Annotated in this window: 12 protein-coding genes; 7 read left to right on the top strand and 5 right to left on the bottom strand. The window is 62.4% G+C overall.

All coding sequences use genetic code 11. The features are described 5' to 3' along the window. The 5 genes from VNX23_RS28735 to VNX23_RS28715 form a co-directional block, all read right to left on the bottom strand. Positions 1-135, bottom strand: a 135-nt coding sequence (locus tag VNX23_RS28735; protein ID WP_325634960.1) for a PLP-dependent transferase, incomplete at its 3' end; no start/stop codon positions are given. Positions 136-190: 55 nt separating this feature from the next. Continuing rightward, on the bottom strand, positions 191-580 hold the full coding sequence (locus tag VNX23_RS28730; RefSeq protein WP_325634956.1) for a hypothetical protein: 390 nt from the start codon (positions 578-580) through the stop codon (positions 191-193). A 63-nt stretch (positions 581-643) separates the two neighbouring features. Further along, positions 644-1,948 carry a nicotinate phosphoribosyltransferase gene (gene pncB, locus VNX23_RS28725; RefSeq protein WP_325634955.1) on the bottom strand — a complete coding sequence of 435 codons (1,305 nt, stop codon included), beginning with the start codon at positions 1,946-1,948 and terminating at the stop codon, positions 644-646. 231 nt (positions 1,949-2,179) lie between these two features. After that, positions 2,180-5,734: a molybdopterin cofactor-binding domain-containing protein gene (locus tag VNX23_RS28720; protein ID WP_325634954.1), complete on the bottom strand. Its 3,555-nt coding sequence runs from the start codon at positions 5,732-5,734 to the stop codon at positions 2,180-2,182. Then, positions 5,734-6,216, bottom strand: a complete 483-nt coding sequence (locus VNX23_RS28715; protein ID WP_325634953.1) for a (2Fe-2S)-binding protein — start codon at positions 6,214-6,216, stop codon at positions 5,734-5,736. The genes VNX23_RS28720 and VNX23_RS28715 overlap by 1 nt, the downstream gene beginning before the upstream one ends. A 313-nt stretch (positions 6,217-6,529) precedes the next feature. Between VNX23_RS28715 and VNX23_RS28710 the strand changes: the two genes are divergently transcribed. The 7 genes from VNX23_RS28710 to VNX23_RS28680 all read left to right on the top strand — a co-directional run bounded on the left by VNX23_RS28710 (position 6,530) and on the right by VNX23_RS28680 (position 14,353). Continuing rightward, complete coding sequence (locus tag VNX23_RS28710) at positions 6,530-7,984, top strand: 6-hydroxynicotinate reductase (protein WP_325634952.1); 1,455 nt, start codon at positions 6,530-6,532, stop codon at positions 7,982-7,984. Next, on the top strand, positions 7,981-8,889 hold the full coding sequence (locus tag VNX23_RS28705) for a UPF0280 family protein (protein WP_325634951.1): 909 nt from the start codon (positions 7,981-7,983) through the stop codon (positions 8,887-8,889). The genes VNX23_RS28710 and VNX23_RS28705 overlap by 4 nt, the downstream gene beginning before the upstream one ends. Before the next feature lie 42 nt (positions 8,890-8,931). Further along, complete coding sequence (locus tag VNX23_RS28700; protein ID WP_325634950.1) at positions 8,932-9,516, top strand: amino acid synthesis family protein; 585 nt, start codon at positions 8,932-8,934, stop codon at positions 9,514-9,516. A gap of 28 nt (positions 9,517-9,544) precedes the next feature. Then, a complete protein-coding gene (locus VNX23_RS28695) occupies positions 9,545-10,765 on the top strand; it encodes an ABC transporter substrate-binding protein (RefSeq protein ID WP_325634949.1) in 1,221 nt (406 codons plus the stop codon). A gap of 215 nt (positions 10,766-10,980) precedes the next feature. Then, positions 10,981-12,864, top strand: coding sequence for an ABC transporter permease (locus VNX23_RS28690; protein WP_325634959.1), 1,884 nt, complete (start codon positions 10,981-10,983; stop codon positions 12,862-12,864). Continuing rightward, positions 12,861-13,652 carry an ABC transporter ATP-binding protein gene (locus tag VNX23_RS28685; protein ID WP_325634948.1) on the top strand — a complete coding sequence of 264 codons (792 nt, stop codon included), beginning with the start codon at positions 12,861-12,863 and terminating at the stop codon, positions 13,650-13,652. Before VNX23_RS28690 ends, VNX23_RS28685 begins: the two co-directional genes overlap by 4 nt. Next, positions 13,649-14,353, top strand: coding sequence for an ABC transporter ATP-binding protein (locus VNX23_RS28680; protein WP_325634947.1), 705 nt, complete (start codon positions 13,649-13,651; stop codon positions 14,351-14,353). Before VNX23_RS28685 ends, VNX23_RS28680 begins: the two co-directional genes overlap by 4 nt. Positions 14,354-14,361 lie beyond the last annotated feature (8 nt).

Genomic DNA, 14,361 nt, shown 5'->3' with positions numbered 1-14,361 from the left:
TGCATGATCGGAATCCTGAAAGACGTAGGACGTCGTCTGGTAGATCGGCACGGCGCGCGCGCCGGTCGCAGGGTCCACCCGCTGGCCGGCATGCAGGCTGAGAGTCTCAAAAGCAGGCGGCTTGGGGGTGGGCATCCTGGAACTCGCTTCTGATTTGAGCAATTGATAGTGGTCTTAGGGCCTCGTGGGGCTAGGGTGCCTTGTGTCGAGTCCGGATTGGAGCGAGGAACCAAGATACGTACGCGACAATCAAGAACAAGATCACCCACGCAATCATCCCCAACGCCTCCCGCTTGGTATCGATCGCAAACCAACCGATTACCGCGAGAGGCAGAAGGTAGGCCGCAGGGATGGTCCAAAAATTCCATAGGCCGGCGCGAGTCAGCACGAAGTATACAAGCCCGCCATAAAGGAATTGCACGATAAGGGCCGCAACAAACGCCAGAAAACCAAGGCGAAGCATAGCGTTCCAAGGTCGAAGGGTTCCAGCATCTAACCACACCCAGAGCACCATGAAGCCGACAAATGCGATCGAAAATGCAACGCTGGACGCTAGCCAAGCGATGAATAGATTCTTCATGACCGTTCCACCCCTCGCATTTGCTGGATTGCTTCGCTAGCGCTCGCAATGACGTGGACGAATTTAAACGGTCACGGCAGCGCGAACCCGTCCGGCATTGCCGAACACGCGCAAGTAACGCTCGACTTCGCTCGCAGCGCCGGTGGCTTTTTCCGGATTGTCCGAGAGCTTGACCGCCGGGCGGCCGTCGACCGCGGTCACCTTGCAGACGATCGAGATCGGGTCGAGATCGACCGAACCGTCCGGCGCGCATCCGACGAAATCGTTGGTCAGGTTGGTGCCCCAGCCGAAGCTGATGCGGACCCGCCCGGCAAAATGATGGTAGATCTCCTCGATGGAATCGACGTCCATGGCGTCGGAAAAGACCAGAAGCTTTTCCTTAGGGTTTTGGCCCTTCTGCTTCCACCATTTGATGATTTCCTCGCCAGCCGTAATCGGCGGCGCGCTGTCGGGGCGAAAACCGGTCCAGTCGGCAACCCAATCGGGGGCATCGCGAAGGAACGCCTTGGTGCCGAAGGCGTCGGGCAGGGCGATCAGGAGATTTCCGCCATAGGTGTGGCGCCATTGGTCGAGGATGCGGTAAGGCGCCCAGCGCAGCTCCTCGTCGTCGTTCGCCAACGCCGCCGCCACCATCGGCAATTCATGCGCGTTGGTCCCGATCGCTTCCAGATCGCTGTCCATCGCCAGCAACACGTTCGACGTCCCGGTGAACGCCGGGCCCAAGCCTTCCTTGACCGCCTCGACGCACCAGCGTTGCCACAGAAAACCGTGGCGGCGTCGCGTGCCGAAGTCGGAAAGGCGCAAACCTTCCAGTTGGCGCAACCGCTCGACCTTGGTCCACAGCTTGGCCTTGGCACGGGCGTAAAGCACGTCGAGGGCAAAGCGGCCTTGCCCCTTCGTCACCTGGCGCGAGCGCAATTCGTTGAGGATGGCGAGCGCCGGGATTTCCCACATCGTGGTATGGGTCCACGGGCCGTAAAAATTCAGCTCATACTGGCCGTCGATCTTCTCGAGCTCGTATTCGGGAAGGCGGAAGGTCGAGAGATAGTTGATGAACTCAGGCGAGAACATCTGGGTCTTGCCGTAGAAGGTGTTACCGGCGAGCCAGATCAGTTCCTTTTTGCTGAACCGGATCGAACGCGCATGATCGAGCTGGGCGCGAAGCTCGCTCTCGTCGATCACTTCGGCAAGGCGCACGTGCTTGCTGCGGTTGATGACGGAGAAGGTCACCCGCTGGTTCGGGTAAAACTCCCGGATCATCTGCAGCATCAGAAGCTTGTAGAAATCGGTGTCGAGCAGACTTCGCACGATCGGGTCGAGCCGCCAGCCGTGATTGTAGGTCCGCGTTGCGATATCCGTGACTGTCATGGCAGAATTATTCTATCTCGCCCGGGCTCCTGCAACCAGAGCTCCGATTCCGAAGTTCGCAACCTATCGTGGCGAGCTCCGATGCGAACTTCGGAATCAAAGGAGCCCTGGCAACTTGTTGATTCTAGTGCGGCTTTGAATTTGAAGTTCCTATCACGAACTTGCCGCGATACCGATAGGAACTTCAAATTCGCCGCACCAGTCTCAAATCCGCGCCACTTGCATGGCAGATCAGCGCGAAATCCCCTGCCGGATACGGTTAACAACCGCCGGCACGTCGGTCCAGGCAGGCTTTTCGGGTGCGAATTGCGCCCGGAGACAGGAGACAAGCTCGACGATCTGCTCGTCGGACAGGCTGTCCTTGAAGGCCGGCATATAGCCGAGATCGCTTGAAGCCGGCGTGGTGATCCCGTTCAGGATCACCTGGATCAGGTTGTCGGGGACGGCCGCGTGCAGGTTGCTGTTGAGCGCCAGCGACGGCCGGCTGCCGAACAGGGGCGGCGCGCCGACCTGATGGCAAACAGCGCAAGCGCCTTCATAGAGGCGAAAACCCGTCGATGAGGCGGAAACCGCTCGCGTGGCGGTCATTTTTTCCAGCCTGTCTGCCAATGCGTCCTGATCGGCCCGGCTGATCACCCCTTCGCTGAAGGAGCCGAGATAGACCGCGATGGCGCGAATGTCGTCGTCGGGAAGAGCCTTCAAATCCTGCACGACAGGCGCCATGGGTCCGGCGGCGACACCATGGAATCTTGATTCGCCGCTCCGCAGATAAGCGAACAATTCATCCTCGCTCCAAGGGATGGGCGCCTGCGAGAGCGAGGTCAGCGCCGGCGCTTCCCAGCCTTCCGAAAATCCGCCAGCCAGATAGGCGTTCGACCTTTCGGCGCCAAGCGCGTTGCGCGGGGAGTGGCAGGCAGCGCAATGGCCGAGCCCTTCGACAAGATAGGCGCCGCGATTCCATATCGCCGATTTGTTTGCATCGGCCGCAAACGAATAGGGGCGATGGAACAACGCGTTCCAGCCCGCCATCAACGGCCGCCAGTTGAACGGAAACGCGATTGCCTGGTCACGGTTTTTCGCGCGCGCCGGCGGCTGCGCCATCAGATAGGCATAGAGCGCCTGCAGATCGGCATCCGTCGTTTGGGCAAAATGCGTGTAGGGAAACGCCGGATAGAGATGCCGGCCGTCGCGATGGACGCCCTCGCGCATGGCGCGCTCGAAAGCCGGGTAGGACCAGTTGCCGATGCCGGTCTCGACGTCGGGGGTGATGTTGGTGCTGAAGATCGTGCCGAACCGCGTCTTGATCGCCCGGCCGCCGGAGTTGACGATGCCGCCGCCGTCGGTATGGCAGACTGCGCAGTTGCCGAGCGCTGCGAGTTGCCGGCCGCGCTCGATCGTGGCTGGCGAAAACACCGAGGCGTCCGGCTGCGCCACCGGTGCGATCGATCGCCACGGCAGCGCAGCGATCGCAATCCCGATGCCGGCGGCAACCAGGGCGGCGATGGTTGCAAGAACGCCGCGGGATGCGGCAAACGGATTTCGCCATTTTTCGCGCGCATGCGACGGGGCATGCGCCGCCGCGGGAAGCACGCCCTTTATCGACAGCTTTTGGCCGTGCAATCCTGCAAGAATACGGTCCGGCGTGAACGGCGGTTCGCGAAAACGCACGCCGGTCGCATCGAAAATCGCGTTCGCGATTGCCGCCGCACTTGGAACGGAGGCCGATTCCCCAACCCCGAGCGGCGGCTGATCGGCCCTTGGCAGCATCAGGACATCGATCTTGGGCAGGTCCGGGAAGGTGATGATGGGGTAGGCGCCCCACTCGCGGCTGGTCACGGAATTGCGGTCGAAGGAAACTTCTTCCATCAACGCGCGGCTGGTGGACTGGATGACGTTGCCCTGGATCTGGTGACGAACGCCGTCGGGGTTGATCATCAGGCCGGAATCCTGGCCCGCGACCACGCGGGTCACGCTGACATCGCCGGTCGCCTTGTTGACGGCGACGTCGGCGATCCAGGCCGACCAAGCCGCGCCGTAGCCTGGAAACTTGCTGTGGACATACAAGGCATAGGCAAAGCCACGCCCGCGGGCGATGTGGCCTTCCGCCACGCTCTCCTGCCGGATCGGACGCGGCTTCCAGTCCGCACGTTCGGCGACCGCATTCACGAGATCGATCGCCCGTCGGTCCTTCAGGTAACGCAGGCGATATTCGATCGGATCGATGCCGGATTCGGTCGCGAGTTCGTCGATATAGGATTCGTGCGCAAAAGTATTCGGCAGCGCCGAGACGCCGCGAAGCCATGATGCCCGCACGATCGGCGGCATGTCATGCGCCGTCACGCGCAAGTTTTCGTAATCGTAGGGCGGGATTGCGGTGCGGTCGCCCATCTCGGACACTAGCGGCGCGGGCGAAATCGCGCCGGTCAGGAGCAGCGCCAAAGTCGGCGCACCGTTGGAGGGATAACGCGTTGTGAAATCGTAAGCCGCGACGCTGCCGTCGGCGTTCAAGCCGCCCCTGATATCCATCAACTGCGCGGCACCCTTCGGCTCCCACGCGTGCTCCTGTTCGCGGGTGAGCTGCACGCGGACCGGACGGCCGACCGCGCGCGACAAGAGCACCGCGTCGGCAGAGACATCGTCGGCACAGTTGCGGCCGTAGCAGCCGGCCGCTTCCATGCGAATCACCTCGATTTCGGTCTCCGGCAGCGCAAGCAACAGCGAAAGATCGCTGCGGAGCGCGTGCGGATTTTGCGTGCCCGACCACACCCGGACCCGATCGCTTTGAAAGTCCGCAACCGCGCAGGAAGGGCCGATCGAGGCGTGCATCTGGTATGGCCAGGAATAGGTGCGTGGCATCGGCTTTGCCGCGCGGGAGAGGGCGCTGTCCACATCACCCTTGTTGATCAGCGTTCGCGGCACGGAAGGATTGGCGCGCAGTGCCGTCTCGACGTCGTTCAAATCGGGCAGCGTCGGAACGGACTTCCATTTCAGCTTCAGCTGCGCCGCCGCCTTGGCCGCTTTTTCCTCTCGCTCGGCCACGACGCCGACAAAGTCACCGATCCGCACGACGGCAACGAAGCCTGGAATATCCCGCACTGAAGATTCATCGACTTCAAGAAGACTGCTGCCGACAAAATTGCCGGCGTCGACGCCGGCATAGGGTGGGCGCACGACACGGCCATGCAGCATCCCCGGGATGCGCATATCGTGAACGAACACCACTTCGCCGGTCGCCTTGGCGGGAATGTCGACGCGCGGCACCGATTGCCCGACAATCGTGTAGGAGCAGGCCGCCTTGACCTGAACCGCTTCGTCCAGCTCGAGGTGGATGATCTCGTCGCCGATCAATTCGCCGTAGCTGAGGCTGCGGTTATGGCCGCGGATCAGGCCGTCTTCGATGCGTAGTTCGGCGGCGCGAAGCTCAAGCCGTTCGGCGGCTCGCTGGAGGAGGAAATGTCGGGCCTGGGCGGCCGCTTGTCGAAGCGGGACCGCCGTGATCTGAATGGTCTCGCTCGCGATGGTCGGACCCTGGTCGGGGACGCTCGAGGTGTCGCCGAGCACGACGACGACGCGCGCAAAGAACACGTCGAGTTCTTCGGCGACGATCTGCGCGAGCGCCGTCCGAATACCAGTTCCAAGGTCGACGTGGCCATTGAAGGCCGTGACCGATCCGTCGGCCGTGATCTTGATGAAGGTTTCGAATTCGGCAGCCGCATCGGAAGACGCCCGGCGAACGACCGACAGGATTCCCCGAGGTCTGTGATCCTGGGGAGGGGCCGCCACCATCAGTCCTGGACCTCGACGGTGCGGCCCGCCGCCCGCATCACGGCGCGGACGATTTCGATATGCGCGCCGCAGCGGCAAAGATTGTAGCGCAGCGCTTCACGCGCTTCGGCCTCGGTCGGCTTCGGGTTGCGCATCAGCAAGGCCTTGGTGGTCATGATCATGCCGTTGAGGCAGTAACCGCATTGCGCGGCCTGTTCGCGAATGAAGGCTTCCTGCACCGGATCGGGATCGCTGGGCGAGCCAAGGCCTTCTAGCGTGAGGATCTCGCGATTGAGGCACCCGCTGATCGGGATCACGCACGAACGCGCGGCAACGCCGTCGATCAACACGGTGCAGGTGCCGCATTCGCCGAGCCCGCAGCCGTATTTGGGCCCGTTCAGTTCGAGATCGTTGCGCAGCACGTAAAGCAGCGCGGTATCCGCAGCAGCATCGACCTCATGGATCCGGCCGTTGACTTTCAGGCGGATCGCGGGCTGCGTCATGCGGATCGGTTCCGGCAACATGATTGCACTGCAAACATTCTCTCAAACGCATTCGAGGATACCGTTTGCATACAAACGTGCAAGCTTGCCGTTCCGCGCAATCCCTCTTTGCCCGCTTGTGGACAGTAGGCTTGAGCATATGAAGTTTTACTCGGCACGAGCGCTTTTGCGGCGAAGGGCGCTTGACAGGTTTTCACGGTGCGCGCAACATCGTTCGTATACGAACGAAGTAGCCGGCGGCGAACCCCGAGACAGCTGTGGCGCCACCGATCACGCCGCAAACTATCCTGACGCCGGCTTGAAGAGCTTGTTCATGCAGACCGATCCGCCTGCCGCCACCGAGAAGATCCGCTGCGATGCCTGTCCCGTGATGTGCTACATCAAGCCGGGCGCGGCCGGCGCCTGTGATCGTTACGCCAATCACGATGGTCAATTGGTGCGCGTCGATCCGCACATTGTCCTGGAGCGAACGGTATCGCATGGCGGACGGCTGGTGCCATTCCAGGCCACCGGCGACTGGGACGGAAAGATCGTCCACGAGCAGGACGTGTTCGTGACCGCGATCGGCGCCGGCACAACCTATCCCGATTACAAGCCCGCGCCCTTCATCGTTTCCTCGGAGGTCGACGGCGTCGACATGGTCACGGTCGTGACCGAAGGCATCTTCAGCTATTGCGGCGTCAAGGTGAAGATCGACACTGATCGGTTTCTCGGTCCCGAAACCGCGACCGTGCGGGCGCAGGGCGAGGCGGTGGGGCACGTCACCACCAGCGAGTATGGCTCGCAGATGCTCTCCCTGGGCGGGGTGCATCACCTGACCGGCGGCTCGAAGAAGGAAGGGCGCGTCACCTGCGACACGCTGATGGATTTGAGCAACTGCAAGCCCGTCGAGCTCACCATTGACGGCGGCGCCACGGTGGTCGTGCAGGCCGGTTATCCACCGATCGTCAACGGTGTCCTCGAAGAGCGAATGCGGGTCGGTTGCGGTTCGGCCACCATCGGCATGTTCGCCAAGCAGTGGCATGGCAAGGTCGACGAAGTCGTGGTCGTCGATGACCATATCACCGGCGTGTTGAGCGAACATCAGGCCGGCAAGGTGCTGGACGTTGCCGATACGGGCATAAAAATGAAGGGACGGCGTTCGACGCCGGGCCGCTATTTTCAGGTCGCCGAGCCCGGCACCGGCTGGGGCGGTACCAATATTTCCGATCCGCTCTCGATCCTCGGACCGTTCGATTCCAAGATTGCCCGTCCCGGGATGACCGTGCTGATGGTCTCGACCACAGGCGAACACGCCGCTTACTACGAACTCGACGAGACGCTCAAACCGGTCGAAAAGCCGATGCCGGCCGATCTGCAGCTTTCGGTCGAACGGATCCAGGAGAATTGCGAGCCGGCGCTTTGCACCGTGCTGTTCATGGGAGGGGCGGGCGGCTCGTTGCGGGCCGGCGTTACCGACAATCCGGTGCGGCTGACGCGGTCGGTGAAAGAGGCGTTGACGCGCGTCACCAGCGGCGGCGCGCCGGTTTATGTCTGGCCCGGCGGCGGCATCACGTTCATGGTCGATGTCACGCGGCTGCCTGCGGGCGCGTTCGGTTACGTGCCGACGCCGGCACTGGTCGCGCCGATCGAGTTCACGTTGAGGCTTTCCGATTATGGTGCCCTCGGCGGTCATATGGACCACGTCCGGCCGCTGGCGTCGTTGAAGGCGAATGCCGACACGCGTCAGGTAACGTCCCCGCCGCCCCTGCCGGGACCGCGGCCATGAAAAGATTGCCGCAGATCGGTGTTTTGGCGGACGGCAGACGGCTTCATCTGCAGGATGGCCCGATCGACTTGATCGTGGAAGCCCATGGCAGCGAAAAGGGCCTGCGCGCAGCCTATCGCGCCGCCGTTGGCCGCTTCACCGGTTTGCTCGATGAACTCTGTGAGGAATTGCCTTTGTTGCGACAGGCGGCCGATCCACGTGCCTGTCCACTCAAAGGCGTGGTCGCGCGCCGCATGTACGCGGCGGTCGCTCCCTTTGCCCGTGAGGATTTCATCACGCCGATGGCGGCCGTTGCCGGCAGCGTGGCGGAGGAAATTCTCGGCGCGATGCTGGATGAGGCGTCGCTCGATCGCGCCTATGTCAATAATGGCGGCGACATCGCGCTGCATCTTTCGGAAAACCAACAGTTCACGGTCGCCCTGATGGATCGGCCTGACCGGTTCGGCCTGATGCGGACGATGATCGTCGACGCCAGCGACATCAGCCGCGGCATTGCGACCAGCGGACGCCACGGACGCAGCTTTTCGCTTGGCATTGCCGACGCGGTCACCGTGCTAGCACGGACGGCAGCGCAAGCCGATGCCGCCGCCACCATCATTGCGAACGCCGTCGACCTGCCCGGTCATCCCGCCATCGTTCGCGCTCCCGCCCAGGATCTGCAGCCCGACAGCGATCTCGGCGCGCGGCTTGTGGCGCGCGAGGTGGGTTTTTTGGCTGAATTCGAGATCGCGGCCGCGCTTTCCGCAGGTTGCGAAAAAGCGCGCACACTGCTTGCAGCAGGCCTGATCGACGGAGCGGCGCTGCATCTGCAAGGCGAGATGCGCGTCATCGCATTGAAAAGGCTCGGTGCAAGTGTATCAAACGGCATGCGCCCGGAAAAAATCGAAAGTTTGATCCATGCGTGAAACGACGCTATCGGCTGAAATCGGAAAACGGGGCGCAAAGCCATGAATGCGGTCATTCGCAAGATCGTAACGGTCGTCGAGGAGACGATGCTGGAGATGGGGCAAAAGGTCGCGCCGCCGAGCAGGCGCGCGGCCGCGATTGCCGTTATTGAAAACCCCTTTGCCGGCCGGTATGTCGAGGATCTCACGCCTTTGATCGAGATCGGCGAGGAGCTCGGCGATCTCCTGGCCAAACAAGCGGTGGCGGCCCTGGGCATCGAAGGGTCGAAGGCGCACAGTTACGGCAAGGCGGCGGCAGTGGGGGAAAATGGCGAACTCGAACATGCGGCAGCGATCCTGCATCCGAAAATGGGAGCGCCGGTTCGCAAGGTGCTGGGCAAGGGCGCGGCGCTGATTCCGTCGTCGAAAAAACGCAGCGGTCCCGGCACCACGCTGGACATTCCGCTCGGCCACAAGGATGCGGCTTTTGTCAGAAGCCATTTCGACGGAATGGAAGTGCAGATCAACGACGCCCCGCGGGCCAATGAAATCATGGTTGCAGTTGCCGTGACCGACAGCGGCCGGCCGCTGCCACGCGTCGGGGGTTTGAAGGTTTCCGAGATAAAGGGCGAAGACGGTCTGCGGTAACTCATTTTTTCAGGTCGGAGGTTTTCGGATGCAACGAAGCAAACGTCTGTTGGGGCTGGCGCTCGCCATCGCCTTCATTGGCCTGGCGCAGTCCGCCAGAGCGCAGAGCGAAATGAAGGGCGGCGAAATCAAGATCGGCGAGATCAACAGCTACTCGCTCTTGCCCGCGTTCACCGAACCCTACCGCAAGGGCTGGCAGCTCGCGCTGGAACAGATCAACGCCGCCGGCGGCGTCAACGGCAAAAAGCTCGTCGTCATCTCCAAGGACGACGGCGGCAAGCCGGCGGACGCGCAAACCGCCGCGAACGAACTGGTCTCGAGCGAAAATGTCGCCATGCTGGCGGGTACCTTCCTGTCGAACATCGGTCTTGCCGTCAGCGACTTCGCCAATCAGAAGAAAGTATTTTTCCTGGCCGCCGAACCCTTGACCGACGCGATCACCTGGTCGAAGGGCAACCGCTACACGTTCCGCTTGCGCCCCTCCAACTACATGCAGGCGGCCATGCTGGTGGAGGAGGCTGCAAAACTGCCGGCCAAGCGCTGGGCGACGATCGCGCCGAACTATGAATACGGCCAGTCCGCGGTTTCGGTGTTCAAGAAGCTGATGTCTGCGAGGCGACCCGACATCCAGTGGGTCGAAGAGCAATGGCCGCCGCAAGGCAAGATCGACGCGGGTCCGGTGGTGCAGGCGGTTGCTGCCGCAAATCCGGACGCGATCCTCAACGTGACCTTCGGCGCCGATCTCGTCAAACTCGTGCGCGAAGGCAATACCCGCGGTCTTTTCAAGGATCGCGCGGTGGTCAGCTTCCTGACCGGCGAGCCGGAATATCTCGACCCTCTGAAGGATGAGACGCCCGAGGGCTGGATCGTCACCGGCTATCCCTGGTACTCGATCAAGACACCTGAACACGATGCTTTCCTGAAGGCATATCAGGCGAAGTACAACGACTATCCGCGGCTCGGCTCCATCGTCGGTTATGTGACGATGAAGGCGGCGGCAGCGATCCTGGCCAAGGCCAACTCGATCGATCCGGAGAAGCTGATCGCGGCGGCGGAAGGGTTATCGCTGTCCTCGCCGGTCGGCGAGATAAGCTTCCGCAAGATCGATCATCAATCGACGCTGGGCGCGTTCGTCGGCAAGACGGCTCTGAAGGACGGCAAGGGCCTGATGGTGGATTCGGTCTATCGCAAGGGGTCCGACTATATGCCCGGCGATGCCGAAATCGCCAAAATGCGTCCAAAGGAGTGAACTCTTCTCCCTCCCCCAGCGAGCGTAGCGAGTGGTGGGGAGGGTCGGCGCGAGCCGCAGGCGAGCGTCGGGGTGGGGGGAACCTCCTCAAACGGCCCCCACCCTGACCTTCGCTCCGCTTCGGTCTTCCCTCCCCACCGCTGCGCGGGGGGAGGGATGGCAGCCGCGTCATCGGCCACGACTAAGTAACCGATCGAGTCTTGCGCACAACCCTCATGGCCTTTTACGTCGTCCAGTTCCTGACCGGACTTGCCAGCGCCGCTTCGCTGTTTCTCGTCGCTTCGGGCCTGTCGATCATCTTTGGCGTGACGCGGATCGTCAATTTCGCCCATGGCGCGTTTTACATGCTCGGCGCCTATGTCGCGTTCACGCTGACCGAACGATTTTCCGGCGCAACCGGATTTTGGGGCGGCGTCGTTGTTGCCTCGCTGATCGTCGCCGTGATCGGCGTGCTGGTCGAGATGACGCTGTTGCGCCGGATTTATCACGTGCCCGAGCTGTTTCAATTGCTGGCAACCTTCGGGCTGACGTTGATGGTCGAGGATCTGGTGGTTTTGATCTGGGGGCCGAGCGATCTCCTCGGCCGTCGCGCGCCCGGATTTAGAGGCGCGGTCGATTTCTTCGGTCAGAATATTCCCTCCTACGATCTGTTCCTGATCGTGATCGGCCCGATGGTGCTTCTGTTGTTGTGGCTGTTGTTCCAGCGGACGCGGTGGGGGGTTCTGGTTCGCGCAGCAACGCAAGATCGTGACATGGTGGCAGCCCTTGGCGTCAATCAAAAATGGCTTTTCACCAGCGTATTTGCGCTCGGAGTGTTTCTTGCCGCGCTTGGCGGGGCGTTGCAGATTCCGCGCGACGCGGTCAATCATGCCATGGACCTGCGCGTCATTGTCGACGTCTTTGTCGTCGTGGTGATCGGCGGATTAGGCAGCATTGTCGGCGCCTTCGTGGCGGCGGTGCTGGTTTCGGAGTTGAACGCGTTCGGCATCCTGATCTTTCCCAAAATATCCATCGTGCTGGTGTTCCTGGTGATGGCAGTCGTGCTGATCGTGCGGCCATGGGGCCTGTTCGGAAAGCAGGAGGGGCTGGCGCGCCGCACGCCGGGACTGACGGTCCATCCGTGGCGCCCATTCACTCCGACCGAGCGCATCGCAGCAGCGGTCGTGCTTGCATTGGCTGCGGCGCTGCCGCTGATTGGTGGCAATTACGCGCTTAACGTGGCCTCCGAAATCGCGATCTTCGTGATCTTTGCCGTCAGCCTGCATTTCCTGATGTCGGTCGGCGGGCTCGCCTCCTTTGGTCATGCCGCCTATTTCGGCCTTGGCGCCTATGGCGTTGCCTTCCTCGCCAAACTTGCCGGCCTGCCGATGATTGTTTGCCTGCTCATTGGGCCGCTGCTGGGGCTTCTAGGGGCTGCCGTGTTCGGCTTCTTCGCGGTTCAGTTGTCGGGCGTCTATTTCGCGATGCTGACGCTGGCTTTTGCGCAAATCGTCTGGTCGATCGCATTCCAATGGGTCGCGTTGACCGGCGGCGACAACGGCATCCTTGGCGTCTGGCCGGAGAGCTGGGCGGCGAGCCCGGCGCGCTTCTACTGGCTTTCGCTTGGGGTTGCTGCGCTCGCGGTCACAGCGCTTCGCATCGCTGTGTTCTCGCCTTTCGGATTTGCGCTGCGCGCCACGCGTGACTCGCCCCTGCGCGGTGAAGCGATTGGCATCGACGGCAAGCGCATCCAGTGGACGGCTTTTGTGATCGCGGGAACTGTTGCCGGCGTTGCCGGTGCACTGTTTGCGTATCTGAAGGGAAGCGTCTTTCCCGACAGTCTCGGCATATCGCTCTCGGTCGATGCGCTGGTCATGGTGCTGTTGGGTGGCGTCGAAACGGTTTCAGGCGCGATCGTCGGCGCGATCGTCTACAAGGCCCTCTCCATCTGGCTGGTCAGCCAGACCGATCTTTCCAAGCTTGTCCTTGGCGGCTTCATCATTTTGATCGTGGTGATCTTCCCCACGGGCATTGTCGGGGTGATGGAAAAGATCAGGCACCGCCGACGGGCGTCGACAAAGCCTGCCTTGCTTTCCTCTGGAATCGAGACCGCCGAATGAGCGCTTCGCAGCCATTGCTGAGGGTTGAGGGCTTGAGCAAGTCGTACGGCGGCGTTCACGCCGTGCGCGGCGTGTCCTTTGCATTGAACGCCGGCGAAATCCTGGCGCTGATCGGCCCCAACGGCGCCGGAAAGAGCACCTGTTTCGACATGCTCAACGGCCAGACCATCCCCGACGCCGGCCGCATTCACCTGCTCGGGCAGGACACCGCGGGATTGAGGCCGCGTGAGGTTTGGCGGCTCGGCGTCGGGCGCACCTTCCAGATCACGGCGACATTTGCGACCATGACCGTGCGCGAGAACGTCCAGGTCGCGCTGGTTTCGTATCACCGAAAACTGTTCGACCTCATCGCCTCGACGCCGAGATACGAGCGTGCGGAAGCCGGCCGCCTGCTTGAACTGGTCGGCATGGGCGGTTTTGCCGAGCGCGCCTGCGGCGAACTCGCCTATGGCGATCTCAAACGGCTCGAGCTTGCGGTTGCGCTCGCCAATCGGCCGAGACTTCTCCTGATGGACGAACCGACTGCCGGCATGGCGCCGCGCGAGCGCATCGACCTGATGCGGCTCACCGCTCGCATTGCGCGCGAGCAGTCGATCGGCGTGCTCTTTACCGAGCACGACATGGACGTGGTGTTCGAGCACGCCGATCGCATCCTGGTGCTCAACCGCGGCACCGTGATCGCCGAGGGTCCGCCGGAACACGTCCGGCGCAACGGCGAGGTGCGTGCCATCTACCTCGGCGAAGGTCTGGTTTACGATGCCCGGCACCGGCAGGGAGCGCCGTCGTGAAGCTCTCCGTCCAGGACCTCAACAGCCATTATGGCCCGGCGCAGATCCTGTTCGATGTCGCGCTCGAGGTTGCCGACGGCGAAGTGGTCGCGCTGTTGGGGCGCAACGGCGCTGGCAAATCCACCACCTTCCGCTCGATCGTGGGCCTGGTCGCCCAGCGCACTGGCCGGATCCTGTTCGAGGGCTCGGACGTCTCTGTCTCTCCGACGCATGCGATCGTGCGCGCCGGGCTTGGCTACGTGCCCGAGGAGCGGCGCATCTTTACCGATCTTACCGTCGATGAGAATCTGGAAGTGGGCCGCCAGCCGCCGCGGCCGAACGCGCCGCATTGGACCAGGGAGCGGCTGTTCGCCCTGTTTCCGAACCTCGACGAAATGCGGAGCCGGCCGGGCGGGCGGATGAGCGGCGGCGAGCAGCAAATGCTGACGATCGCGCGCACCTTGATGGGAAATCCCTCGCTGGTCCTGCTCGACGAACCGTCGGAGGGATTGTCGCCGAAAATCGTCGAGCAGATGGTTGAGGCGATCCTGACCATGAAAAAGGAAGGCGTGAGCGTGCTTGTCTCCGAGCAGAATCTGCATTTCGCAAGGCTGATATCGGATCGCGCCTACATCATCGAGCGGGGCCGTATCTGCTTTGCGGGCACCATGAGCCAACTTGATGCGCGCCCCGACGTTCGCGACGCGCATCTGGCACTTTGAGTGAATGG

The sequence above is a fragment of the Bradyrhizobium sp. genome (genome assembly GCF_035570375.1).
Classification (GTDB): domain Bacteria; phylum Pseudomonadota; class Alphaproteobacteria; order Rhizobiales; family Xanthobacteraceae; genus Bradyrhizobium.
The sequence above is the reverse complement of the archived record's forward strand: the minus strand, read 5'-3'. Positions and strand labels throughout refer to the sequence as shown.

What these genes read in the sequence shown, in the direction of transcription:
- VNX23_RS28710 (WP_325634952.1), top strand. Translation starts at nt 6,530, where the DNA reads ATGCAGACCGATCCGCCTGCCGCCACCGAGAAGATCCGCTGCGATGCC.
- VNX23_RS28700 (WP_325634950.1), top strand. Translation starts at nt 8,932, where the DNA reads ATGAATGCGGTCATTCGCAAGATCGTAACGGTCGTCGAGGAGACGATG.
- VNX23_RS28705 (WP_325634951.1), top strand. Translation starts at nt 7,981, where the DNA reads ATGAAAAGATTGCCGCAGATCGGTGTTTTGGCGGACGGCAGACGGCTT.
- VNX23_RS28685 (WP_325634948.1), top strand. Translation starts at nt 12,861, where the DNA reads ATGAGCGCTTCGCAGCCATTGCTGAGGGTTGAGGGCTTGAGCAAGTCG.
- VNX23_RS28695 (WP_325634949.1), top strand. Translation starts at nt 9,545, where the DNA reads ATGCAACGAAGCAAACGTCTGTTGGGGCTGGCGCTCGCCATCGCCTTC.
- VNX23_RS28690 (WP_325634959.1), top strand. Translation starts at nt 10,981, where the DNA reads ATGGCCTTTTACGTCGTCCAGTTCCTGACCGGACTTGCCAGCGCCGCT.
- VNX23_RS28730 (WP_325634956.1), bottom strand. Translation starts at nt 580, where the DNA reads ATGAAGAATCTATTCATCGCTTGGCTAGCGTCCAGCGTTGCATTTTCG.
- VNX23_RS28720 (WP_325634954.1), bottom strand. Translation starts at nt 5,734, where the DNA reads ATGGTGGCGGCCCCTCCCCAGGATCACAGACCTCGGGGAATCCTGTCG.
- pncB (WP_325634955.1), bottom strand. Translation starts at nt 1,948, where the DNA reads ATGACAGTCACGGATATCGCAACGCGGACCTACAATCACGGCTGGCGG.
- VNX23_RS28715 (WP_325634953.1), bottom strand. Translation starts at nt 6,216, where the DNA reads ATGACGCAGCCCGCGATCCGCCTGAAAGTCAACGGCCGGATCCATGAG.